The sequence below is a fragment of the Streptomyces sp. NPDC044033 genome, assembly GCF_056434425.1.
The window spans coordinates 39,591-62,244 of the sequence record NZ_JBWKFF010000005.1; the positions used below are offsets into that span (position 1 = coordinate 39,591).

Sequence of the window (22,654 nt, forward strand, 5' to 3'; positions counted from 1 at the left end):
CCTCCTCCGGGTCAGAACCGGTCGATGGTCAGGTCGAGGAAATGGGTGGAGCAGGAGATGCACGGGTCGTGGTTGCGGACGGCCCGCTCGCACAGCGCGGTCAGCTCGGCGTCCGTCGGCTCGCCGCGGTCCGTCGCGTCCTGCACGAGGCGGCGCAGGTCCTCTTCGATCGCGCCCTGGTTCTGGGCGGTGGGCGGCACGAGCAGGGCGTCGGTGACGGTTCCCGCGGCGTCGAGCACGTAGCGGTGGTAGAGGAGGCCGCGCGGCGCTTCGGTGGCGCCGTGACCGGTGCCCGCGCGGGGCCGCACGTCGACGTACGGGCGGGGCGGCGGCTCGTACGCTTCGATGATCCTCAGCGCCTCGTCGACCGCGTAGAGCGTTTCGACTGCGCGTACGACGATGCTCCGGAACGGGTTGCGGCACACCGCTCCGGCCAGCGGATCGCCGAGACCCCCTTCCTGTGCCGCCTGGACGGCGACGCTGGACAGGAGCCGGCCGTTGATGGCGTAACGGGCCAGGGAACCCGTGAGGTGGCGACGGCCCGACAGCGTGGCGTGCAGGGCCGTCGAGTGGCGGACCTGGTGCTCTACGACATGACGGGTGAAGTCCTGGACGGGAAACTGCCACCGGAGCGGCGGTGGCTGTCCGGGGGCGGTCAGCACGGTCGGGGTGCCCGCGGCGATGGCGTAGCGGTCGTCCTCGGCCAGGGCCAGGAAGTCGTGGTCGCAGTCGGCGTCCGGGAAGTCGAAGCCCGACACCCAGCGCACGGTCTCCCAGGCGTCCTCCCGCGCCCGCCGCAGCTGTTCGGCCAGGGGCTTGAGCTCCGCGCGCGTCGGGGTGCGGTGGAAGCCGCCGAGCCGCACGTTGACCGGGTGGATGGCGCGGCCGCCGAGCAGCTCCAGGACGGCGTTTCCGGCTTGCTTGATCCGCAGCCCGCGCTCGACGTGGGCGCGGTGGGTACGGGCCAGGTCGATGGCGCCGTCGCAGCCGAGGAAGTCGGGGGCGTGCAGCAGGTACACATGGAGGATCTGGCTCTCGATCCATTCGCCGCAGTACAACAGGCGCCGCAGTTCCCCCAGTTGACCCGTCACCACGGCGCCGCAGGCGTCCTCCACCGCTCGGCAGGCGCTCATCTGGTATGCGACCGGGCAGATCCCGCAGACCCGGGCGGTGATGTCGGGCGGCTCGGTGTGCGCGCGCCCGCGCAGGAACGCCTCGAAGAACCGGGGCGGCTCGTAGATGTGCAGCCTGGCCTCGCTGACCCGGCCGTCGTGGATGCGAAGGTGCAGAGCGCCCTCGCCCTCCACGCGGGAGAGCGAGCCGACGTGCAGGACCCGGGAGCCTCGGTGCGTCACGGTCGCTCCTCCTCGGCGAAGGCGGCGGCGTTGAAGGTGTGCAGGAAGCGCTCGACGTCACGGTCGTCCATCCCGTCGCGGTGCAGCAACGGGATCAGCGCGGGCAGGTTCACCGACCCCGACGGGCCGAAGCAGCCGTAGCAGCCGCGCCCGTACGCCGGACAGATCGCCCCGCACCCGGCGTGGGTGACCGGTCCGAGGCAGGGCGTGCCGTGGGCGACGGTGACGCAGACCGTGCCGCGTCGCTTGCATTCGAAGCAGACGCTGTGGTTGGGGACGTCGGGCCTGCGCCCGGCGAGGTAGGCGGTAATGACTTCGAGGAGTTGGCGCCGGTCGATGGGGCAGCCGCGCAGCTCGAAGTCGACGTCCACATGGGCGGAGACGGGGGTCGAGGTGGCCAGGGTGTCGATGTAGTCGGGGCGGGCGTAGACCGTGCGGCGGAACTCCTCGACGTCGGCGAAGTTGCGCAGCGCCTGGATGCCGCCGGCGGTCGCGCACGCCCCGATCGTCACCAGATGCCGGGACTCGGCGCGGATGGCCCTGATGCGTTCGGCGTCGGCACCGGTGGTGACCGAGCCCTCCACGAGTGTCAGATCGTAGGGACCGGGCCGCACCGCGCTGGACGCTTCGAGGAAGTGGGCGACCTCGACCTCACCGGCGAGGGCCAGGAGCTCGTCCTCGCAGTCCAGCAGGGTGAGCTGGCAGCCATCGCAGGAGGCGAGCTTGAAGACGGCCAGGGTGGGAGGCATGTCACAGCTCCCGTACGGAGAGGAGGGGAGCTGCCCGGTCGTAGCCGATGACCGGGCCGTCGCGGCACAGTAGTACGGGGCCCAGCTGGCAGTGTCCGCAGTGCGCCGTGGCGCAGCGCATATTGCGTTCCAGCGAGACCCGGACGCGGTCGGCGGGCACGCCGCGGTGCAGCAGTTCGCGGGCGGTGGCGCGGATCATCACCTCGGGGCCGCAGAGGAAGGCCGTGGTGTGCTCGGGACGGAACCGGGCCGCTCGCAGCAGCGTGGTGACGACGCCCACCCCGCCGCGCCAGCCCGGGGCCGGCCGGTCGACGGTGACCGCGGTGTGCAGGTCCGTCCGGTGCGCCCAGCGGGACAACTGCTCGCGGTAGGGCAGATCGGCGGGTGTGCGGGCGCCGACCAGGAGGTTGAGCCGCCCGTACGCCCGCCGGTCTGCCAGCGCCTCGACGATCACAGGCCGCAGCGGGGCGAGCCCGATGCCTCCGGCGATGACCAGCAGGTCCTGTCCGGCTGCCCGCGGCAGCTGCCAGCCGGTGCCGAACGGGCCGCGCAGCGCGACCTGCGCGCCGGGCCGCATGCGGCACAAGGCCCCGGAAACCGCGCCGACCGCCCGCACCGTGTGCAGCGGGCCGTGCGGCTCGATGCCGGACACCGAGACGGGAATCTCGCCCACCCCGAAGGCGTAGACCATGGCGAACTGGCCCGGGACGAAGGGTTCCAGGACCGCTTTGACCGGCGTCAGTCCGAGCGTGACGGTGTCGGCTGTCTCCTCGTGCCGTCCTACCACGCGGTACGGCACGGGAGCGCCGGTCATCGCAGGGGCCCGCTGCCGTAGGGCGCGTACAGGTCCAGCAACCTGGTCCGCGCGGCGTGCAGCCGGTGCGCGAGCACTCGGGCGACCCACTGGCCGACGGCCGCGTCCAGTTGCGGGTCGGCCGCGCACATCCGCCGGACCTCGACCGCGTCGAACTCGTACGCCCGCACCGGGCTCAGCGACGCGGCCCCGAGTTGCCATACGTACGGGTTGAACATCCAGGACCAGCCGACGAGTTCGCCGGGGCCCAGGGTCTCGATGACAGGTGAACGGCGGCCCGGCACATGCATGTCGAGCGTGACGGATCCGGTCCGTACGATCCAGAACCGGTCGGCGTGGCCGCCCTCTTCGAAGATCCGCACGCCCTGCGGGAAGGCGGTCTCGCGTGCGATCCGCATGAGCTGGTCGCGGTGCTCGGCGGGCAGACTGCCCGTCGTGCACGTCGTGATGGTCATCGCTGTGCCTCCTCCTGGAGCGCGGCCACTTCCTCGGTGATGTCGATGCCGACTGGGCACCAGACGATGCAGCGGCCGCACCCGACGCATCCGGAGCTGCCGAACTGCTCGTGCCAGGTGCCGAGTTTGTGAGTGAGCCACTGCCGGTAGCGGCTGCGCCCCGAGGAGCGCACGGAGCCGCCGTGCAGATAGGAGAAGTCGAGGTCGAAGCAGGAGTCCCAGCGCTGCCAGCGCTCGGCGTGGTCGCCGGTGAGATCGGTGACTTCCTCGGTGGTGGTGCAGAAGCAGGTGGGGCAGACCATGGTGCAGTTTCCGCAGGTCAGGCAGCGGGAGGCGACGTCGTCCCAGCGCTCGGCGTCCAGGCTCGCGCCCATCAGCGCCTGGAGACTCACCGGCGGCATGGACCGGCCCATCCGGTCCCGCGCCTCATCGACGGCCGTGCGCGCGGACGCCGTCGTCCCGGTGTCGGCGGCACGGTGCGGGACGGCCGCGAGCACGGCCGCGCCCTCCGGACTCCCGACGCGTACCAGAAAGCGGTGGCCCGCCTCGTCCAGGACCTCGGTCAGGGCGAGATCGAACCCGGCGTCGGCTCCGGGCCCGCCGCCCATGGAGACGCAGAAGCAGGTGGCCCCCGGCTCGGTGCACTCGGCGGCTATCAGGAATGCCCCGCTTCGGCGTTCCCGGTAGCCGCCGTTCTGGTATTGGCCGCCGGTCAGCACCCGGTCCTGGATCGCGATGGCCCGCAGATCGCAGGGCCGGACGCCGAGAAAGGCGTACGAGGGCCGTACGGGGGACTCCTCGCGCACGGTCAGCTCGCCGCCCGCCGAGCGGTCGGCGCTCCACAGCTTCTCCCGCTGGGGGTGCAGGAAGTTCTTCCAGGACTGGGGGCCCGCCGAGTGCGCGAACGCCGCCCCGTCCGCACGCCGCCGCAGCCGGTAGCGGCCCGCCTCCAGCTCGACGCCCCACCCGTAGGGGAGTTCCTCCGCCGAGGCCATCTCGGCCAGTACGACGGCATCGTCGCGGACGGTGGGGCCGACGACCGTATGCCCTTGCGAGACCAGGGTTTTGACGAGAGCGTCGAGCCCTTCGCGGTCGATCACGGCTGCTGTGGCGGTGCCGTCCATCGTTCCTCCTCAGTGGGGTGTGAGCGCCGCCGCCGTCAGCTGACGGCACGGGCCGCGCTACGGGCCGCACGGCCCCGTGGGGACCGGTCGGCCCGCCGCGCGGGACTTGGCCTGGTCCGCAGGAACCGAATGGCCCGGGCGAGCGTGGCTCACATGTAGTGGTGGTAGTCGTCGCGGTGGTGGTCGTCGTCCCGGCCGATGTAGTGACGCTCCTCGATGACGGACCTCGTCTCGCCGGGCCGCCGGTGGCCGGCGGCGGTGGAGAGGAAGGCGATCAGGCCCAGGAGCCCGCAGGCCATGAGTGTGAAGCCCATGACGAACACGCTGGAGCCGAATACGAGGTACGAGCCGAGGACTGTCGCGGCGATCAGAATGAGCGCGATCATGGCTCCTCCTTCCAGCACCGGACACGGTGTGTCCTTGCTATGAGTCTGCTGGCGGCCCGGCCGGCGTGCCCTGGGCCGGCCGGGCCACCCGCCGACGCGGACGGCCCTCCTTGAGAGCCGCTCGGCCCGGCAGCCGCGACCGCGTGCCCGCTCCGGACGTTGGGGCGGTCCGTACCCGACGGCGCCCGCGGCGCGGCGCCGGGGCTACCGCCGGGCCCCCGCATCCATCAGTTCCTTGGCGATGCCGAGGGCCCACGCGCGGATCTGTTCGCCATCGCGGTAGTCGCCCCCGCTGCCCTGCTTGACGATCATCCGTGCGATGGCGCCGCGTGCCCCTTCCTGAAGGCAGCCGCCGAAGGTGACGTGGTCGCGGGCGTCCAGCCGTGTCGAGGCGCGGAAGGCACCCGGTACAGGCGGGATGTCGCGCTCGCTCGCGGAGGCGTCCAGGGGGCCGCTGCTGAAGAGCCACACCGGCCGTCCGGCCAGCGCGTGGTGGTGGAGGCGGGCGAAGCGGGCAGCGTCCCGGTGCCAGCGGCCCGCGTAGAGCGCGCCGCCGAGGATCACGGCGTCGTACACGCTCGGGTCGGGGACCTCCGCGGCCGGCAGGGCCCTCGCCGGCAGGCCCTGTTCGCACAGGGCCTCGGCGATGGTCCTGGCGATGCCGGCTGTCGAGCCGTTCTTCGTGCCGTACGCGACGAGTACCTTCACGGTCATGGGGGCAGCCTTCCTCTCGCTCCTCTCGGGGGTGTGCGGTTCAGAGCTTGCGCAGCCACTCCCCGCCGACGCCCCGCAGCGCCTGTTCGGTCGGCTGGAGGTGTGAGTCGTCCAGGCGGTAGGTCAGCTTGTCGACGACCGCGACGACCCCGTCGACCTGGCTCGCCATCCGCAGTGCGATCGGCTTCTCGCTCAGCCGCTCCAGCTGGCCCTCCATGGTGACCACACCCGCGTGCACGTCGACCGCGACGGCCCGCGGAGTGAGCCACAGGGCGCCCACGATGATGTCGTCCAGCACCTCACGGCGGATGTCCGCGTCCGGCCGCAGGAAGACCCCCAGCAGGTCCCGGCGGGTGACGATGCCGACGAGGCGGTCCTCCTCGTCGACCACGGGGAGCCGCTCCACACGGCGCTGCGCCATGGTCCGGGCGGCGTCCGCGATGGTGACATCGGCCTTCACGGTGATGGGCGGAGTGGACATCAGGGCGCCGGCGGTCCGGGCGCGAGCCTTCGCCCTCGTCGTGCGGGCGGACGGGCGCAGCCGAGCGGCCCACCGACGGGGCCGTGAGCCGGGGGGATCCGTGGACTCGGCCTGTCGGCGCATGAGGTCTGTCTCTGAGATCACACCGATGACCTTGTCGTCCTCGTCGACCACCGGCAGGCCGCTGACGCGGTGTTCGCCGAGGAGCCGGGCGACCTCCTTGAAGGGGGTGCCGTAGGCCGCCCGGACGACATCGCCCGCCATCACGTTGCCGATCTTCGTGTGTTTCATGCAGCTCTCTCCTTCTCAGCGCAGTCGCCGCAGATACGGGTCCACGGGCCCGCGAGGCACCAGGCGCACCCGCACGTCGAGGGTGGTGACGTCGCCCGGCCGCACCAGGACGGGGTTGAAGTCGGCCTCTGCGAGCTGTGGCAGGTCGCAGGCCATCCGGGACAGCCGCAGCAGCAGCTGTTCCAGTCCTTCGAGGTCGACGGGGCCGCTCCCACGCGCGCCGAAGAGCAGTGGGGCGCAGCGAGGTGAGGTGATCAGGTCATGGACGTCGAGGTCGGTGAGCGGGGCCAGCCGGGCGGCGTGGTCGGCCAGTACCTCCGTGGCCGTGCCGCCGAGCCCGAACAGCACCAGCGGACCGAAGACGTCGTCCTGGACGACGCCGGCGAACAGTTCGGTGCCGCGCTCCGCCAGCGGCTGGACGACCACCCCGGTCAGCAGCCCCGCGAAGCGGTTCTCGAAGTCCCGGTAGGCGGCCCGCACCTGGGCGTCGCCGCGCAGGTCGAGATGGACGGCGTGCTGCTCGCTCTTGTGCAGCAGGCCCGGCCAGTGGGCCTTGAGCACGACCAGGCCGCCCGGCCCCTTGAGCCGCTCGGCCGCGAGAACGGCGTCGTCCTCGGTATCGGCCCACGCCCAGGGCAGTTGGGGGATGCCGTAGCAGGCGAGGAGTTCGGCGCAGCCGGACGGGTCCAGCCATCCGCCGTCCGGATGCGCGAGGAGGTAGGACTCGGCCACGGCGTGCGCGCGAGGGGTGTCGACCCCCTGCGGATCGGGCACGGTCCCCAGCGGCCGGGCCAGCCACTGGGCACGGGTCACGGCGTGGGCGAGTGCGCGCGCCGCCGACTGAGGATCCGCGTACGCGGGAACGGCGTCGCCGTCCGTGGTGGGCAGCAGCTCGACGGACGCGCCCTGGCCCAGAACGACGGCGACGACCGTTCGCGCGCGGCGGCCTGGGGCATTGGTGAGAGCCCGGACGAGAACGTCGCCGGTCGCTACGGAGACCGCGGTGGGGACCAGCACCATCAGTACGGCGTCGATGCCGCCGTACCGCATGAGCCGGTCCACACAGTCCCCCAACTGCTCCTCGCCGACGGCGGCGGTGGTGTCGACCGGGTTGCCCGTCGTCGCTCCGGCGGGCAACGCGGCGTGCAGATCGTCGATGACCTCGGGGGAGAGCGTGGGCAGGACCAGGCCGGCCTCGGCGCAGGCGTCCGCCGCGAGGACGCCCGCGCCGCCCGCGTTGGTGACGATCGCGACCCGGTTCCCGGCCGGCAGCGGCTGGGCATGCAGCAAGGCGGCGGTCTCCAGGAGTTCGGCGAGCGTGCGGGTGGCGGTGATGCCCGCCTGGGCGAACAGCGCCTGCCGGGTCATGGTCAAGGTGGCGGCCGCGGCGGTGTGCGAGGCGGCGGCGCGCCGACCCGCCGAGGTGCGGCCCGCGTCGATGGTGAGCACCGGCAGCCGGCGGGTGACCCGCCGGGCGGTGCGCGAGAACGCCCGCGGGTTGCCGAAGGACTCCAGGTGCAGCAGGGCCAGTTCGGTGCGGCCGTCGCATTCCCACCACTGGAGCATGTCGTTGCCGCTGACGTCGTACTTGTCGCCCAGCGAGACGAAGGACGACACTCCGATGCCCAGCCGGGACACGCCGTCGAGCAGGGCGATCCCCACGCCGCCGGACTGCACGGCGATCCCGGCTGTGCCCGGGCGCGGGTGCCGGGCGGCGAAGGTCGCGTCGAGCGAGAGCGACGCCTCGGTGTTACAGATGCCCAGGCAGTTGGGGCCGACCAGCCGCATGCCGTACGTGCGGCACGCGGCGAGCAGGGCGCCCGCCTGACCGGCGTCCAGGCCGGCCGAGACGACGAGCAACGCCCGCACCCCGAGCGTGCCGCATTCCTCGGCGACGGAAGGCAGCGCGGCGGCGGGAACGGCGAGGACCGCCAGGTCCGGGACTCGGGGCAGCGAGGTGACCGAGGGGTAGGCGGGCACGCTCAACAGGGAGGTGACGCCCGGGTTCACGACGTAGAGATGGCGGGTGAAGCAGCCGGTGCGGAGATTGCGCAGGATGGCCCGGCCGATCGAGTCCGGTTTGCGGCCCGCGCCGACGACGGCGATCGACTCCGGGCGCAGCAGCGGTTCCAGACTCGCCACGTCGGCGGTCCGGCCGCGGGCCTCGACCGCCGACAGGTATGTCTCGCTCGGGCCGATCTGGACGGTGAAGCGGCACTCGGGGCCGTCGAAGTCGCGTGCCGCGCGCAGCCCCAGGTCGGCGAAGACCTTGAGCATCTCGTGGTTCTCGGCGAGAGCGTCGGCGATGAACGCGGCGATGCCCGCCTCACGGGCGGCGGATACCAGGTGTTCCAGCAACAGCGTGCCGATGCCCTGATGGTGGTGCTCGTCGGCGACGGCGAGCGCGATCTCCGCGGTGTCGGGGGCCCCCGCCGTCTCGTACTCGGCGAGCCCGATGATCCGGCCCGCCGCTTCGGCGAGCAGCGCGTGATGGCCCATCCGTGCGGGACCGCAGCAGCGGTCCGCGGCCTGCTGGGCGGAGTTGCGGCTCATCGAGAAGAAGCGCAGCCGCAGGTTCTCCGGTGACATTCCCTCATACAGCCGCAGGACCTGGGCGTGGTCAGGCTGCCCGGCCTCGCGGATGAGCACGCTCGTGCCGTCGGTCAGCAGCGCGTGCGTCTGTCGTTGACTGCCCGTCATCTCTGGGCCTCCTCTGGACGGATCGACGACCAGCGTCCAGCGGCAGGGCGGTGTGTCCCAGGGGCTGGCCGGGCAGGTGGAGGGGCCGACCGGCCCTGTATGTATGACCTGAGGGGGCATCGAAGGCGCCGTCCACCGCGGCGGGAGGCGGTTCGCCGGGTTCCCGGAGTTTCCTGCCGGGAACCCGCCCTCTCAGTCCTGTAACAGCCGACGCACGTACACATCGGTCGTCGGCGCCCCGGCCACCGGCCGCAGCCGCCCGCTCCCCGTCCACCCCCAGGCTTCACAGGCGGCGTGGGCCACCGCGTTGCCGGGCGGAAGCAGCGCGGTCGCCAGGACCGCGCCGCTCCTGGCGAACAGGGCCTCCTGGAGCCGGCCGGCGATGCCCTGACGCCGGTACGCCGGTGCCACCATGAGGTCGACGACGGTGAACACCCGGCCCCCGGCGGTGAGCAACTCGATCTCGCGCGGCAGCGGTCCGGCGAACCCCTGCCACCACGCTCCGGCCCGGTCCACCCGGATGCCGTACGCGCAGCCGACGAGGGCCGCGCTCTCGGCGAGGACCAGGTCGAACCCGTCGGCTGGCGAGTGGCGGGCCAGCCGGTCGAGGAAGCGCAGGCGGTGGCCGAGCGGATCGCCGCGCGTCGGAGCGTACGCCGTGAGGTGGAAGTCGGCCAGCTCCTCGCGGCACCGGTCCGCCTGCCAACGGGTCAGGTGCCGTAGGTGGACCGCGGGGGTGGCACCGACGGGGGCGCGGCCCCACGGCCGCAACGTCGGCTGCGGTCCGGTGACCGGGCCGGCGTCCGTGTCCGCCGTGTCGTCCACGTTCGGTTCGAGGGCCGGCAGCGGTGCGAGTCCAGGCTGGGGCGGGGGGTCGGATTCGGGTACAGATGTCATGACGGCCTCATCTCATGTCGTCATGGGAACGGCACCACCCGGGCGATACCGGTACCGCGGGGGCGACGACCGCGTTCCCCGCCCGGACCCCGTGTGCTTCTTCTCCTGCGTGCCCTCCCGATGTGGGCCCAACGTACGGTCGCAGGGGCTGCTCGGCCCATCCCATGCTTCTGGGATGGTCTCTACGTTCGCGGTATGAAAAGTCCTCCGCACAACCCGTCGCCGAGCCGGGCACACTCCCTCGTGGTGCGCCGACGACTGCTCAAGGACGCGTTCGACCGCAGGGCCGGCGCCTTGGCCGGTACGCCCGGCACCAGGCCCCTGGGAGCGTTGGACGCGGCGGCCCAGTGCTTGGTGCAGACGGTACCGGCGGACGTCTGGTGCGCCGTGCTGCTGGACCCGGCGACCTTCCTGGACACCGGCGGCCAGCACGAACACGGCTTCCCGGCGCGGGTCATGCCGCGCCTCTTCGAGATCGAGCACGCCGAACAGGCCGGCGCGGACAACATCCGTTCCATGGCGGGCCGCCGCGTACCCGCCAGCCTGCTCAGCCACAGCATGGCCGGACACATCGACACGAACGTCTACTACCAGGACGTGCTGCGCCCGGAAGGGCTCGCCGACGAACTCCGCGTGCTGCTCCGCGACGGCCGCCGCACCTGGGGGCTGCTCGTGCTGTGCCGGGCTCGGGAGTCCGCGCCGTTCGCGGCGGCGGATGTCGCCCTGGCGGCGGCGCTGAGCACTCCGGTCGCCCAGTCGCTGCGCCACTCGTTCCTGCTCAGCGGCATCGACCGGGCCGATGTGTCGGACGCCCCGGGCCTGGTCGTCCTCGACGACGATCGCCGGATACGCCATGTCAGCCCCACGGCGGACCGCTGGCTCGGAAGCATCCAGGAACGCCACGCTCCGCCCGCCCGGTCGTTGCCGCTCACCGTGTACGCCATCGCCGCGCGCGCCCGGAGCGTGGCGAGCGGCGACCAGATCGCCTCGCGTCTGCGCAGCGCCACGGGGCAGTGGCTGACCTGCCGCGCCTGGCGGTCCCAGGGGGCGGAAGGGGCCGAAGCGCTCACGTATGTCTCCATTGGCCCCAGCCAGCCCGGCGAACTCACCGCGATCGTCCTCGACGCCTACGGGCTGAGCGCGCGGGAGCGCCAGATCGCCCAGCTCGTCCTGCTGGGCCGCTCCACCACGGATGTCGCCCGGGAACTGCACATCAGCAACTACACGGTCCAGGACCACCTCCGGAAGGTCTTCGACAAGGCCGGCGTGCGCAGCCGCCGCGAACTCACCGGCGAACTCTTCACCCGCCACTACCTGCCGTACCTCGCGGAACCGCCGCTGAGCATGGACGGCCGGATGCGGGCGGAGAAGCCGAACGGGACGGCGCGGGGCGACACGACGTGAAGGGCGCCCGTGCCCGTACGGCCGCGTGCCCGCACGGCGAAGGGGAGCGAGGGAGCGCGCTCAGTTCCCTCCTCCGTGTTCTCCGGCCGGGGATCGGCGGTATGCCCGGTCCGGCAGGGGTTCGCCGAGTTCGCTCTCCACCGCGCCCGCCATCGCACGGAGCACATCGAGCGTCCGCCGGGCCTCCGCCTCGTCGACGGTGGTGATGGCGAAACCGACGTGGACGATGACATAGGTACCCATGTCTGCCTCAGGCGTGTAGGCGAGACACACGGAACGCCGCACCCCGCCGAAGTCGACGGTGGCCATGCGGAGCCCCGCGCTGTCGTGGATCTCCTGAACTCGGCCGGGAATGCCCAGGCACACGGTGTGTCATCCTCTCGCGAGCCGGGCCGCGGCGACGGCGGCCTGCCCGTAGCTGATACCGCCGTCATTCGCCGGGACCGCGCTGCCGACCAGCACCCGCAGGCCCTGGGCGCGCAGCGACTGCCGTATCCCGGTGAGCAGACGGCGGTTTTGGAAGCAGCCCCCGGCCAGGCAGACGGTGCGGGGAGCCCCGGCGGTCACGGCGCGCTCCACCATGGCCGCGGTGACCTCGACGAGGGTGGTGTGGAAAGCGGCGGCGAGACGGGGCACCGGTATCCCGGTCGCCACCCCTTCGAGCAGGCCGGTGAGGGTGGGGCACGGGTCGTACACCCACAGGCCCCCGGCCGGCACCAGGCCCCAGGGCAGCGCCGCCGCCCGCACGGTGCCGGCGGCCGTCTCCAGCGCGACGGCCGACTGGCCCTCGTAGGTCGCCTCGTCCCCCAGCCCCAACAGGCTGGCCGCCGCGTCGAAGAGCCGCCCGGCGCTGGATGCGCGCGGGCAGTTGACGTCGCGCCGGACCATCGTTCGTACGGTCGCGACCTCCCGCGGGGCGAGCCGCTCGGTGAAGAACCGGCTCAGGCGCCCGGCCGGCGGAGGGGTGCCCAGGAACTCGGCGCCGTGCAGATAGCCGAGCGCCATGCGGGACGGGTGGCGCACGGCTGCCTCGCCGCCGGGCAGCGGGGCGGTGGCGAACCGGCCGAAGCGCCGGTAGCCGGTCAGGTCGGCGACGAGGATCTCGCCGCCCCACAGCGTGCCGTCGTCACCGAGGCCGAGCCCGTCGTAGGCGACGCCGAGGAACGGTCCCCGATGCCGGTGCTCGGCGGCGACGGCCGCGACATGAGCGTGATGATGCTGGACGGGAATCCGCTGCCGAAGGGGCAGGGACCGCGCCCACTGGGTCGACAGATACCCCGGGTGGAGATCGTGCGCCACGGCGCACGGCGTGATGCCGGTGACGCGGAGGAGATCGGCGTAGGAGGTCTCGAAGGCTTCCAGTGTGCGAAGGTCGCTCAAGTCGCCAGTATGCGGAGCGAGTTGGGCCTGATCATGGTAGGCGAGCGTGAAGGTGTGTTTGAGCTGGGCGCCGGCCCCCACCAGGGGGACGGGGGCCGGTACGGGCAGCGGGAGCGGAGCGGGGGCGTACCCGCGAGCCCGGCGGATCGTGAGCACCGTTCGACCCGCCGTACGGGCCACCGAGTCGTCGTACCGGGCGTGGATCGGCCGGTCGTGGCCGAGGACGCCGTCGGCGACCGGGGCCAGCGTCCGAGCGGCCTCCGCGTCATTGATGACGATCGGTTCGCCGGCGGAGTTGCCGCTGGTGACCACCAGCGGCCGGGCCAGGTCGCGCAGCAGGAGATGGTGCAGCCCGGTCGTGGGCAGGAAGACCCCGATCCGGTCGCAGCCGGGACGGACCGCTTCGGACACGCCGCCCCCGCGCCGGGGGCTTCGTGCGGTGAGCAGCACCACGGGGTGGGCGGGGGAGCGGAGCACGCTCCGCTCGGTGCCCGACACCCACGCCAGCCGGTCGACGGCGGCCATGTCCCCGACCATCACGGCGAACGGTTTCGCGGGCCGCGCCTTGCGTACGCGCAGCCGCCGCACGGCGACCGGATCGCTCGCGTCACAGACCAGTTGATAGCCGCCCAGCCCCTTGACCGCCACGATCCCCCCGCCGGCCACCGTCTCGACCGCCTCGCGCAGGGCCTGCTCGCCAGTCCGGCCGCTGTTCCAGGACAGCCGCGGCCCGCAGCGCGGACAGGCGAGCGGCTCGGCGTGAAACCGGCGGTCGGCCGGGTCGGCGTACTCGTCAGCGCACTGCGGGCACAGTGCGAAGCCGCGCATCGTGGTGCGCTCACGGTCGTACGGCAGGTCCTCGATCACGGTCGCGCGCGGCCCGCAGTCGGTGCAGTTGACGAACGGGTAGCGGTAACGCCGGTCCGCCGGGTCGAACAGCTCGCGCACGCACGCCGGGCAGGTCGCGGCATCCGGGGGGATCTCCCGGAACGAGCCGCCGGCAGCGGCCGGGCTGCCCCGCACGGCGAACCCCGACCGGGGTGGCGGAACGGCGAGCAGCCGCTCGACCCGTACCCGGCGGACCGCGGCCAGGGGCGGGGCGTCCTCGCGGACGCGTACCACCATCTCGCGCACGGCGGCGGCCTGGCCGGCGACCGCCAGCTCCACGTGTCCGTCGACGTTGCACACCCAGCCGTCCAGGCCGAGCTCGACGGCGAGGCGGTGCACATGAGGCCGGAAGCCCACGCCCTGGACGCGGCCGTGGACCACGAGGAGGCGGGCGACCCTGTCATCCACGGCCCTCCTCCCGTATGTTTCGCACGGCGGCCTCGCTATGCCGGACGGTTTCCCCCTCGATCCGCTCCGCCAGCGCCCCCACCACCGCGGCAACTGGGCCAGACAGCCCTTCACCCAGGGTGGTATCGGCGCCTTCGACGGCGTAGACCACCAGCCGGCCGGGCAGCCGCCCCAGGACGCGGGCCAGTTCGACGGCCTCTCCCAGCCCCAGCCCGTGCGAGCTCGTCGTGCCCGTCCGCCACAGCTCGGCGCGGTCCAGCTCAAGGCGGTGCACCCGCCCCGGGGTGCAGGGGTGCGCGTGAGCGGCGTCCACCACGACCGCCAAGTCGGTGTCCTCCCACAGGCCGATGAGCCGCGCGGGGTCGCCGTCGCACTCGGTCAGTGCGGTGCCGGGCGGCAGCGGATGACGCGCTGCCCTCTCCCGCAGCCGGTCGAGAACGGCCCGCGCGACGCCGTCGTCGTGCCGGAACTCGTTGCCGACACCGATGATCGCGATACGGGCCGGGACGGCCATCGCCCATCTCCCTCCGGTCTGCTGCGGCCCCAGCCTCGTACCCTCGGCCCGTATCGAGCACGGGGCCGAAGGGCCCCGAAGAGGGCCGAACCGCCCCTGCCCGCAAGCTGGTTCACGGTGCGAGAGTGCCGCCGTGAACACTTCAGTGGCCGGACGGAAGGAGGCGGGGACGGTGGAACTGCCCTTGGTCGTGGGCGTGGACGGATCGGAGTCCAGCCTGCGGGCGACGGACTGGGCGGTGGACGAGGCAGCACGGCACGGCGTACCGCTGCGGCTGGTGTACGCGTCCCTCTGGGAGCGCTACGAGGGTGCCATGCCCCCGTACAGCCCCGGCCGCCCCTCCGAGCAGATACTCGCCGAGAACATCATCGACACCGCCGTGGAGCGCGCCCGGTTGCGCGATCCGGAGGTGAAGGTGTCGGCCGGAGTCCTGCATGAGGAGGCGGTGACCGCCCTGTTGGACGAGGGCCGCAATGCCTCGGCCCTGGTCACCGGTGTGCGCGGACGCGGCGAGCTGAAGAGCCTCCTTCTCGGCTCGGTCAGTCTGGCGGTGGCGGCGCGGGCCCACTGCCCGGCGATCGTGGTACGCGGCGACAAGGCCGGCCTGGCGGGCACGCACGAGCGGATCGTCCTCGGCGTCGGTGAGACCGGAGCGGGACCGGCCGCGGTGGAGTTCGCCTTCCGCGAGGCCGAGGTCCGGCACTGCGCGCTCGACGCCGTGCTCGCCTGGCGCTGCCCGGCCCACGAGACAGCCGACCACCCACTGCTCACCGAGGAACCCGACCGTTACCACGAAGAGCAGGCGACCCTCCGGCTCGACGAGGCCCTGCACGAGGCCGAACGGAACCACCCCGGCGTCCGGGTACGCCGCATCGCGGTCGAGGGACCGGCCCGCCGGGTGCTCCTGGAGCGTTCCGCCATCGGGGACCTCCTGATCGTCGGGGCCCGGCGCCGCGCCGGGCACTTCGGTCTCCAACTGGGCCGGGCGGGCCATACCCTGCTCCACCACGCCGCGTGCCCCGTGGCCGTCGTACCCCAACGGACCTGATGTGCCGTCGGCTTCAGCCGCGGAGACCGGCCGCGTGGTCCGGGACGTATGACTGGAGTTTCCGCGGCGGGCGTTCATAGCCGGTGCGCGCCGGCCTCGGGGGCAGTGTGAGCGCCGGCCGGGGCTCCGCGTGGTACGGCACGGACGACAGCAGGTGGGCGATCATATTGAGCCGGGCCCGGCGCTTGTCGTCGCTCTCGACGACGTGCCACGGCGCCTCGGAGATGTCCGAGTGCACGAACATCTCGTCCTTCGCCCTGGAGTACGCCTCCCACCGGGAGACGGACTCCAGGTCCATCGCGGAGAGCTTCCACCGCCGCGTGGGGTCTTCGAGGCGGCTCCGGAACCGCTCTTCCTGCACCGCGTCGCTCACCGAGAACCAGTACTTGCGCAGCAGCATGCCGTCCTCCACCAGCATCCGCTCGAAGATCGGGCACTGATGAAGGAAGCGCTGATGCTCCTCCTTCGTGCAGAAGTCCATGACGTGCTCGACTCCGGCCCGGTTGTACCAGCTCCGGTCGAAGAGCACGATCTCCCCAGCGGCGGGAAGGTGCCCGACGTAGCGCTGGAAATACCACTGGGTGCGCTCACGCTCGGTGGGTGCGGGCAGCGCGACGATCCGCGCGACACGCGGATTGAGGTGTTCCGTGACCCGCTTGATCGTGCTGCCCTTTCCGGCGGCGTCACGCCCCTCGAAGACCACGACGAGGCGTGCCCCTTCGGCACGGACCCACTCCTGGAGCTTCACGAGTTCTGTCTGGAGCCGGTACAGCTCGCGTTCGTACAGCGACCGCGGCAGCGTCCCCGCCGGCCCCCTGTTCTTCCTGCCTGCCATACGACGACGTTATGGAGGAAACCATGCGCGAGGTCAAGCGCCCGGACCACAATGCCCTGAGCGATGAGGAGCTGAATCGGCTCGATGCCCACTGGCGGGCCGCGAATTACCTGGCCGTCGGCCAGATCTATCTGATGGGCAACCCGCTGCTGGCCGAACCTCTGCGGCCCGAGCACATCAAGCCGCGCCTGCTCGGTCACTGGGGCACGTCGCCCGGACTGAATCTCGTGTACACGCACCTCAACCGCCTGGCGGCGGAGCGGGACCTCGACACGGTCTGCGTCTGGGGTCCCGGCCACGGAGGACCGGCCGTCCTGGCCAACTCGTGGCTGGACGGCTCGTACAGCGAGACCTACCCGGATGTCGGCCAGGACGAGGAGGGCGTGGAAAGGCTGTTCCGGCAGTTCTCCTTCCCCGGCGGGGTACCGAGCCATGTCGCTCCGGAGACCCCCGGATCGATACACGAGGGAGGCGAACTGGGCTATTCGCTCGCGCACGCCTACGGCGCGGCCCTCGACAACCCCGGTCTGCTGGTCGCGTGCGTGATCGGGGACGGCGAGGCCGAGACGGGGCCGCTCGCGGCGTCCTGGCACTCCAATAAATTCCTCGATCCCGTGCACGACGGCGCGGTCCTGCCGATCCTGCACCTCAACGGCTACAAGATCGCCAACCCCACGGTGCTCGCCCGGCTCCCCGAGGCCGAACTCGACGATCTGCTCAAGGGATACGGCCACGACCCCCTCCACGTCACCGGCGACGACCCGCGTGAGGTGCACCGGTCGATGGCACACGCGGTGGACCAGGCCACCGACCGCATCGCGTCCATCCAGCGGGCCGCGCGCGTCGAGGGCGTGCGGACCCGGCCCCGCTGGCCGGTCATCGTGCTGCGTACCCCCAAGGGCTGGACCGGACCCGCGATGGTCGACGGCGAGCCCGTCGAGGGTACCTGGCGCGCGCACCAGGTACCGCTCGCGGGCGTACGCGAAAACCCCGAGCACCTGGCCCAACTGGAAGCCTGGCTGCGCTCGTACCGACCCGAGGAACTCTTCGACGCCGCCGGCCGCCCCATGCCCGAGGTGCTCTCCTGCGTCCCGGACGGCGAGCGCCGCCTCGGCGCGAACCCGCACACCAACGGCGGCCTCCTCACCCGGGCCCTGCCCATCCCGCCGCTGGAACACTTCGCGGTCCCCGTCGACAAGCCGGGCACCACCCTCCACCAGCCCACCCGCGTCCTGGGAAACCTGCTGGCCCGGATCATGGCCGACACCGCGGACCGCCGTGATTTCCGGGTCGTCGGCCCCGACGAAACGGCCTCCAACCGGCTCGACGCGCTGTACGCCGTCACCGGCAAGGCGTGGCAGGCCGAGACGCTGGAGACCGACGAGCACCTGGCCCGCGACGGCCGGGTCATGGAGATCCTGTCCGAACACCTCTGCCAGGGCTGGCTGGAGGGCTATACCCTCACCGGCCGCCACGGACTGTTCTCCTGCTACGAGGCGTTCGTCCATATCGTCGACTCGATGGTCAATCAGCACATCAAATGGCTGAAGACCGCGCGCGGCCTTTCCTGGCGCCGCCCCGTCCCCTCCCTCAACTACCTGCTCACCTCCCACGTCTGGCGCCAGGACAGCAACGGCTTCTCCCACCAGGACCCGGGATTCGTCGACCACGTCCTCAACAAGTGCCCCGAGGTGGTCCGCGTCTACCTCCCGCCGGACGCGAACACCCTGCTCTCCGTCGCCGACCACGTGCTCGGCAGCCGCGACTACGTCAACGTCGTCGTCGCCGGCAAACAACCCTGCTTCGACTGGCTCTCCCTGGACGACGCCCGCACCCACTGCGCCCGGGGTGCGGGCATCTGGCAGTGGGCGGGGACCGAGAACGACGGGGACGAGCCCGCCGTCGTCCTGGCCTGCGCGGGGGACGTGCCCACCCAGGAGACGCTCGCCGCGGCGGACCTCCTGCGCCGTCACCTCCCCGACCTCGTATTCCGGGTCGTCAACGTCGTGGACATGACCCGCCTGCTGCCCCGCGAGGAGCACCCGCACGGCATGCCCGAATCCGAGTACGACGCCCTCTTCACCCCCGACAAGCCCGTGGTCTTCGCCTACCACGGCTACCCCTGGCTGGTGCACCGCCTCGCCTACCGCCGCAACGGCCACGCCAACCTGCACGTCCGCGGCTACAAGGAGGCGGGCACCACCACCACGCCCTTCGATATGGTCGTCCGCAACGACCTCGACCGCTACCGACTGGTCATGGACGTCATCGACCGCGTCCCCGGCCTGGCCGTACGCGCCGCGACCGTCCGCCAGACCATGACCGACGCCCGCACCCGACACCATGCCTGGATCCGCGAGCACGGCACCGATATGCCGGAGGTCGCGGACTGGACCTGGACGGGCTGACCCCTCCGCGAACGCACCGTTGAAAGCGGGGCTCCGTTCTTCGGCGCGTGACCGGCTGCTCGGCAGCACCAGGAGAAACTGCGGTGTCTGGTCCGTGACCATTTCGCAAACGCCTGGTCAGGACGGGGCAGCCGGTTGGCGGGAGCCTCAGTCGGCTGTCAAGGCAAGTGCCGTGAGGCTGGCGGCACAGGGCGGCCGCGACAAGGTCCTCGCGGTGGGACTCGACGCCTTCGACGTGAGGGGGCGGGCCGGGCCTGTCCGCGGATGAGTTGGGGCGGCCGCCGGCAGGACGGGGACGGGCCTGGCGTTCCCGTCGTGCCGGCGCCGGCGTGGCTCGTGTGTCAGCCGGCGGCTTCGGAGTCGGTGAGCGCCACGGCCTCTTCCCGCGTAGCGAGCGGCGTGAACCTGCGGTTGAGGTTGCCGGCGTGCAGCATCCTCAGGATCAGCGGATGCGGGCAGACGAGAAGCAGACATCCGCCCCGCTCCGTAACCCGCTGCTCGGCGTGGCACAGCAGCCGCAGCCCGTAGCAGTCGAAGAACTCCACCGGGGTCAGATCGACCACCACGGTTCGTCCGGGGGCGGCTGTCGCTATGTCCAGGTCCGGCAGGATCTGTTGGGCGGCGGCGATGTCGATCTCGCCGTGGAAATCGATGACGGTGACTTCGCTGACCTGCTGGGCGCGGATGTGCCCCATGGGCCACGCGCTGTCGCCCTGTTGCATGGCAGTTCCCCCGGGTCGGCTCGGCTGCCCGATAGCGCGGGAGCGGGAGCATTTGGCCACCAGGGGCTGGGGCGGCAACAGGCGACAAGCGTATGGCCTATTGTCGCCCCTCGCACGATAAAATGACCGTGTGTAGCCGGAGTTCACCCTGCGGGGTGATTTTCAATGTATTCGCTTGACGTGGCCCGCCTCGGCCCCCTGTGGCTCATGGACGCCACGGAGGGCCGACTCTTCACCACCAGCGATGCTCCCGCGAGGTCCCGCGAGGCGGAAGGGTGGCGCCGGTGTATGACAGTCAGACGGTCTCGGGTACGCCGTTCGGTGTGGGGCCGGGGATGGTCTTGATGAGGTCGGCGGGCGGCGCCGGCGAGGCGGCCGCGGTTGCTTCCCGGGCGAGGAAGGTGCCGAGTTCGCCGATGGTGCTCATGAGGGGGGCGGGGAAGACGACAGTGGTGTTCTTGTCGACGCCGATCTCCACCAGGCTCTGCAGGTTGCGCAGTTGGAGGGCGAGGGGGTGGGCCATCATGGTGTCCGAGGCGTCGCCCAGCGCGGCAGCGGCCAGGGACTCGCCCTCCGCGTTGATGATCTTCGCTCGCTTCTCCCGCTCGGCTTCCGCCTGGCGGGCCATGGCGCGCTTCATGGTGTCGGGCAGCTGGATGTCCTTGAGCTCGACGAGGGTGACCTGTACGCCCCATTCCGCTGTGGTGACATCGAGGATCGTGCGGATGTCCAGGTTGATGCGATCGGTTTCGGACAGTGTCTCGTCGAGGGTGTGCTGTCCGACGACTTTCCGCAGGGTGGTCTGGGCGATCTGATTGATCGCCGCATGGACGTTCTCGATGGCGATGACCGACTTCACCGCGTCGACCACCCGGAAGTAGGCGACCGCGGACACGTCCACGCTCACATTGTCCCGGGTGATGATGCCCTGGGACTGGATGGGCATGGTGATGACCCGCAGCGACACCCGGTGCAGGACGTCGACGAACGGGATGATGAACCGCAGCCCCGGATCCCGGGTTCCCACCAAGCGGCCGAAGCGGAACAGCACTCCCATCTCGTACTGCTTGACGATTCTCACGGCCATCGCGAGTGCCAGGACGGCAAGGATTGCGACGGTGACCAGTAGGAAGATCAGGACTCCCATGTGCTGCTCCTCAGGTGAGGACCACTTCGTTGTCGCGAGAGGTCCCGGGGATGGGGCGGCGGTGTGTGAGCCGCGGGGACACCGGCACACTGTCCGTCTACTCGGGGTGCTCGGTGCTCGGTGCGCTCAGCTCGTTTCGTGAACGGCGCGCTGTCACGTGAGCGCGACGCGGGCCGCGGACCCGCTGTGTGCTCAGCATCGCTCGTCGCGTGCCTCCGCCGCTTGGGCCGAACGGTCCCCGACGCGCCGGGGTTCGTCCTGGGAGGTCCAGCCGTCGTGGGTGACCCGCGGCGTCAGGCGGGTGACGGCGGCGTCGGCGGTGCCACATGCGGCGTTGGCGTTGGCGTGCCGGCGGTGCTGGTGAGGGCTACGCCGAGTACGAGGGGCAGCCGGTCGGCGATGTCAGCGGCGATCAGGATTCCGGTGCCGGGCACGGGCACGGGCACGGGCACGGCGAGTATGACCAAACTGACATGGGCTATCTCGCAGGCCATGGCGGTGAAGGTCTCCAGGACCGGACCTCTACGGGCCCCGCCTGAGGGCAGGAGGCTGCGGGTCAGTTCGCTGCTGGCTGTCAACCGGCGTTCGCGACGCTGTACGGCGTCGTACAGGCTGGTGCTGTCGGTCGGCCCTCCGGCCGCGGCGGCCAGTGTCGTCGGCACCACCTCGTCGGCGGTGTCGAATTCTGCCCGTAGCGCTTGCAAAGCCGGGCCGGAGGGGCTTTCCCGCGCCCGAGTGGCCCACATCATCACCGGCGCCGAACTCGACCGGCTCACCGAACCGGGACTGGGTCAACTCCTGGCAGCGGAGGGCGAAGTGGTCTTCGCCCGCAGTACACCGGAGGCCAAGCTCCGCATCGCCGACGCGCTGCGCGCCGAAGGCCAGGTCGTCGCCATGCCCGGGGACGGCGTCAACGACGCCCCCGCACTGCGCAGGGCGGACATCGGGATCGCCACGGGCCCTTCGGCACCGACGTCGCCCGGGAAGCCTCCACGATGGTGCTCACCGACGACGACTTCAACACCATCGTCCCCGCCATCGAGGCCGGCCGCCGTATCTACGACAACGTCCGCAAGCTCATCTTGTATATCTTCGCCCATGCCGTCCCCGAGGTCCGATTGCCCCGCGTCTGGACAGAACCACCACCCCGCCGGAACCCTTGGCCGTGAGCGATCTGCCCCCGGCCGCCTTCTTCGACTGCCCCGGGCTGCGCCTCCTGTGCCGAGCCCGTCACCGGGTTGCAGCCGGAAGCGGTCGCCTGCCGCTGGTGTGCCCGTACCCCACGGTCCTGAGGGTCCTGCGGAGAGCCGCCGCCCTGAGTCCGCTCCCGCCGTCGGCCGTCAGGTGCCGAACGGTCCGAGCGTGAGCGGAACGGTACAGGGCCGCGTCTCGGGGATGGCGCCGCGCTGACCGCCGCAAGCGCCGTGAAGAAGAGCCGCCGATCAGGAGGACAGGAGGTGAGGGAGAAGCAGTTCTCCTCCTCCTGCGCGAAATGCAGCTTCAGGACGGTGTGCAGGCCGTACAGGCAGGCGCGCAAGTTTTTGGCCCGTTCGGGCCACAACCTCGCGCCGGAGGCGTCGGCGATATCCAGGTCGGCGGCTATGCGCCGCGAGAGGCGTTCGATCTCAGCGTGCGCCCGGCCCATTGTGGCGGTGGCTCCGCACTCCCGTGGGCCTTCGCCCTGTTTCTGGTAGCCGCGGCGGTGTGGTGGCTCTACCGTCGCCCCACCCACCGTGCGCCCGGCGCAGCCGGAGCCACCAGCATCACGGTGACCGCGCCGCTGCGCATCGCCGCCGTGGTACTGGCCCTCGTCATCGGAGTCGGCGCGGGTGCGCAGGTCTACCGCTTCGGCGACTCAGGAGCCAAAGCCGCCTGGCACGACGGCTACTCGGCCACCGCTGCCCCCGACCGCGGCTGACACACTCGCCGCGACG

The 22,654-nt window shown here is 71.7% G+C and carries 22 protein-coding genes and 2 pseudogenes; 6 read left to right on the forward strand and 18 right to left on the reverse strand.

Features of this window, described 5'->3' with window-relative positions:
• Positions 1-11: 11 nt before the first annotated feature.
• The 10 genes from AC07AB_RS11335 to AC07AB_RS11380 form a co-directional block, all read right to left on the reverse strand.
• Positions 12-1,355, reverse strand: coding sequence for a Ni/Fe hydrogenase subunit alpha (locus AC07AB_RS11335; RefSeq protein WP_478563714.1), 1,344 nt, complete (start codon positions 1,353-1,355; stop codon positions 12-14).
• Positions 1,352-2,104, reverse strand: a complete 753-nt coding sequence (locus AC07AB_RS11340) for an NADH-quinone oxidoreductase subunit B family protein (RefSeq protein ID WP_478563717.1) — start codon at positions 2,102-2,104, stop codon at positions 1,352-1,354. Before AC07AB_RS11340 ends, AC07AB_RS11335 begins: the two co-directional genes overlap by 4 nt.
• A 1-nt stretch (position 2,105) precedes the next feature.
• Positions 2,106-2,918 carry an FAD/NAD(P)-binding protein gene (locus AC07AB_RS11345; protein ID WP_478563720.1) on the reverse strand — a complete coding sequence of 271 codons (813 nt, stop codon included), beginning with the start codon at positions 2,916-2,918 and terminating at the stop codon, positions 2,106-2,108.
• A complete protein-coding gene (locus AC07AB_RS11350) occupies positions 2,915-3,373 on the reverse strand; it encodes a cyclic nucleotide-binding domain-containing protein (RefSeq protein ID WP_478563723.1) in 459 nt (152 codons plus the stop codon). The genes AC07AB_RS11345 and AC07AB_RS11350 overlap by 4 nt, the downstream gene beginning before the upstream one ends.
• On the reverse strand, positions 3,370-4,497 hold the full coding sequence (locus AC07AB_RS11355) for a 4Fe-4S dicluster domain-containing protein (RefSeq protein WP_478563726.1): 1,128 nt from the start codon (positions 4,495-4,497) through the stop codon (positions 3,370-3,372). Before AC07AB_RS11355 ends, AC07AB_RS11350 begins: the two co-directional genes overlap by 4 nt.
• 149 nt (positions 4,498-4,646) lie before the next feature.
• Positions 4,647-4,883, reverse strand: a complete 237-nt coding sequence (locus AC07AB_RS11360; protein WP_478563729.1) for a hypothetical protein — start codon at positions 4,881-4,883, stop codon at positions 4,647-4,649.
• 204 nt (positions 4,884-5,087) lie between these two features.
• Positions 5,088-5,597: a flavodoxin domain-containing protein gene (locus AC07AB_RS11365; RefSeq protein WP_478563732.1), complete on the reverse strand. Its 510-nt coding sequence runs from the start codon at positions 5,595-5,597 to the stop codon at positions 5,088-5,090.
• A 40-nt stretch (positions 5,598-5,637) separates the two neighbouring features.
• A complete protein-coding gene (locus AC07AB_RS11370; protein ID WP_478563735.1) occupies positions 5,638-6,369 on the reverse strand; it encodes a CBS domain-containing protein in 732 nt (243 codons plus the stop codon).
• Positions 6,370-6,384: 15 nt separating this feature from the next.
• Entirely contained in the window at positions 6,385-9,069 is a 2,685-nt protein-coding gene (locus AC07AB_RS11375; protein ID WP_478563738.1) for a bifunctional acetate--CoA ligase family protein/GNAT family N-acetyltransferase, read from the reverse strand.
• 192 nt (positions 9,070-9,261) lie between these two features.
• Complete coding sequence (locus tag AC07AB_RS11380) at positions 9,262-9,966, reverse strand: GNAT family N-acetyltransferase (protein WP_478563741.1); 705 nt, start codon at positions 9,964-9,966, stop codon at positions 9,262-9,264.
• 195 nt (positions 9,967-10,161) lie between these two features.
• Between AC07AB_RS11380 and AC07AB_RS11385 the strand changes: the two genes are divergently transcribed.
• The gene (locus tag AC07AB_RS11385; protein WP_478563744.1) at positions 10,162-11,370 is read left to right on the forward strand and encodes a helix-turn-helix transcriptional regulator; all 1,209 of its coding nucleotides are present in this window, start codon (positions 10,162-10,164) and stop codon (positions 11,368-11,370) included.
• A 60-nt stretch (positions 11,371-11,430) separates the two neighbouring features.
• On the opposite strand, the gene AC07AB_RS11390 is transcribed toward AC07AB_RS11385, so the two are convergent.
• Genes AC07AB_RS11390 through AC07AB_RS11400 form a run of 3 tightly spaced genes read right to left on the reverse strand, consistent with a single transcriptional unit; the run spans position 11,431 to position 14,560 of the window.
• Positions 11,431-11,736, reverse strand: a complete 306-nt coding sequence (locus tag AC07AB_RS11390; RefSeq protein ID WP_478563747.1) for a HypC/HybG/HupF family hydrogenase formation chaperone — start codon at positions 11,734-11,736, stop codon at positions 11,431-11,433.
• A gap of 6 nt (positions 11,737-11,742) precedes the next feature.
• Positions 11,743-14,046, reverse strand: coding sequence for a carbamoyltransferase HypF (gene hypF, locus AC07AB_RS11395; protein ID WP_478563750.1), 2,304 nt, complete (start codon positions 14,044-14,046; stop codon positions 11,743-11,745).
• Complete coding sequence (locus AC07AB_RS11400; RefSeq protein WP_478563753.1) at positions 14,039-14,560, reverse strand: hydrogenase maturation protease; 522 nt, start codon at positions 14,558-14,560, stop codon at positions 14,039-14,041. Before AC07AB_RS11400 ends, hypF begins: the two co-directional genes overlap by 8 nt.
• Before the next feature lie 133 nt (positions 14,561-14,693).
• Between AC07AB_RS11400 and AC07AB_RS11405 the strand changes: the two genes are divergently transcribed.
• A complete protein-coding gene (locus tag AC07AB_RS11405; RefSeq protein ID WP_478563756.1) occupies positions 14,694-15,608 on the forward strand; it encodes a universal stress protein in 915 nt (304 codons plus the stop codon).
• Positions 15,609-15,621: 13 nt separating this feature from the next.
• Here AC07AB_RS11405 and ppk2 read toward each other — a convergent pair whose 3' ends face one another.
• Positions 15,622-16,443, reverse strand: coding sequence for a polyphosphate kinase 2 (gene ppk2 / locus AC07AB_RS11410; RefSeq protein ID WP_478563759.1), 822 nt, complete (start codon positions 16,441-16,443; stop codon positions 15,622-15,624).
• A 23-nt stretch (positions 16,444-16,466) separates the two neighbouring features.
• On the opposite strand from ppk2, the gene AC07AB_RS11415 reads away from it, so the two are divergent.
• Positions 16,467-18,851 carry a phosphoketolase family protein gene (locus AC07AB_RS11415; protein ID WP_478563762.1) on the forward strand — a complete coding sequence of 795 codons (2,385 nt, stop codon included), beginning with the start codon at positions 16,467-16,469 and terminating at the stop codon, positions 18,849-18,851.
• 341 nt (positions 18,852-19,192) lie between these two features.
• Here AC07AB_RS11415 and AC07AB_RS11420 read toward each other — a convergent pair whose 3' ends face one another.
• The 3 genes from AC07AB_RS11420 to AC07AB_RS11430 all read right to left on the reverse strand — a co-directional run bounded on the left by AC07AB_RS11420 (position 19,193) and on the right by AC07AB_RS11430 (position 21,469).
• Complete coding sequence (locus tag AC07AB_RS11420; RefSeq protein WP_478563765.1) at positions 19,193-19,573, reverse strand: anti-sigma factor antagonist; 381 nt, start codon at positions 19,571-19,573, stop codon at positions 19,193-19,195.
• A gap of 295 nt (positions 19,574-19,868) precedes the next feature.
• Positions 19,869-20,720: a slipin family protein gene (locus AC07AB_RS11425; RefSeq protein WP_478563768.1), complete on the reverse strand. Its 852-nt coding sequence runs from the start codon at positions 20,718-20,720 to the stop codon at positions 19,869-19,871.
• 293 nt (positions 20,721-21,013) lie between these two features.
• Complete coding sequence (locus AC07AB_RS11430) at positions 21,014-21,469, reverse strand: hypothetical protein (protein WP_478563770.1); 456 nt, start codon at positions 21,467-21,469, stop codon at positions 21,014-21,016.
• A 67-nt stretch (positions 21,470-21,536) separates the two neighbouring features.
• On the opposite strand from AC07AB_RS11430, the pseudogene AC07AB_RS11435 reads away from it, so the two are divergent.
• Together AC07AB_RS11435 and AC07AB_RS11440 are read left to right on the forward strand one after the other, a co-directional pair.
• Positions 21,537-21,602: pseudogene (locus AC07AB_RS11435) on the forward strand (hypothetical protein); the annotation flags it as partial.
• 113 nt (positions 21,603-21,715) lie between these two features.
• Positions 21,716-21,889, forward strand: coding sequence for a hypothetical protein (locus AC07AB_RS11440; RefSeq protein ID WP_478564718.1), 174 nt, complete (start codon positions 21,716-21,718; stop codon positions 21,887-21,889).
• A 290-nt stretch (positions 21,890-22,179) separates the two neighbouring features.
• On the opposite strand, the pseudogene AC07AB_RS11445 reads toward AC07AB_RS11440, so the two are convergent.
• A pseudogene (locus AC07AB_RS11445) lies at positions 22,180-22,377 on the reverse strand (hypothetical protein); the annotation flags it as partial.
• A 111-nt stretch (positions 22,378-22,488) separates the two neighbouring features.
• On the opposite strand from AC07AB_RS11445, the gene AC07AB_RS11450 reads away from it, so the two are divergent.
• Positions 22,489-22,638, forward strand: coding sequence for a hypothetical protein (locus tag AC07AB_RS11450; protein WP_478563773.1), 150 nt, complete (start codon positions 22,489-22,491; stop codon positions 22,636-22,638).
• Positions 22,639-22,654 lie beyond the last annotated feature (16 nt).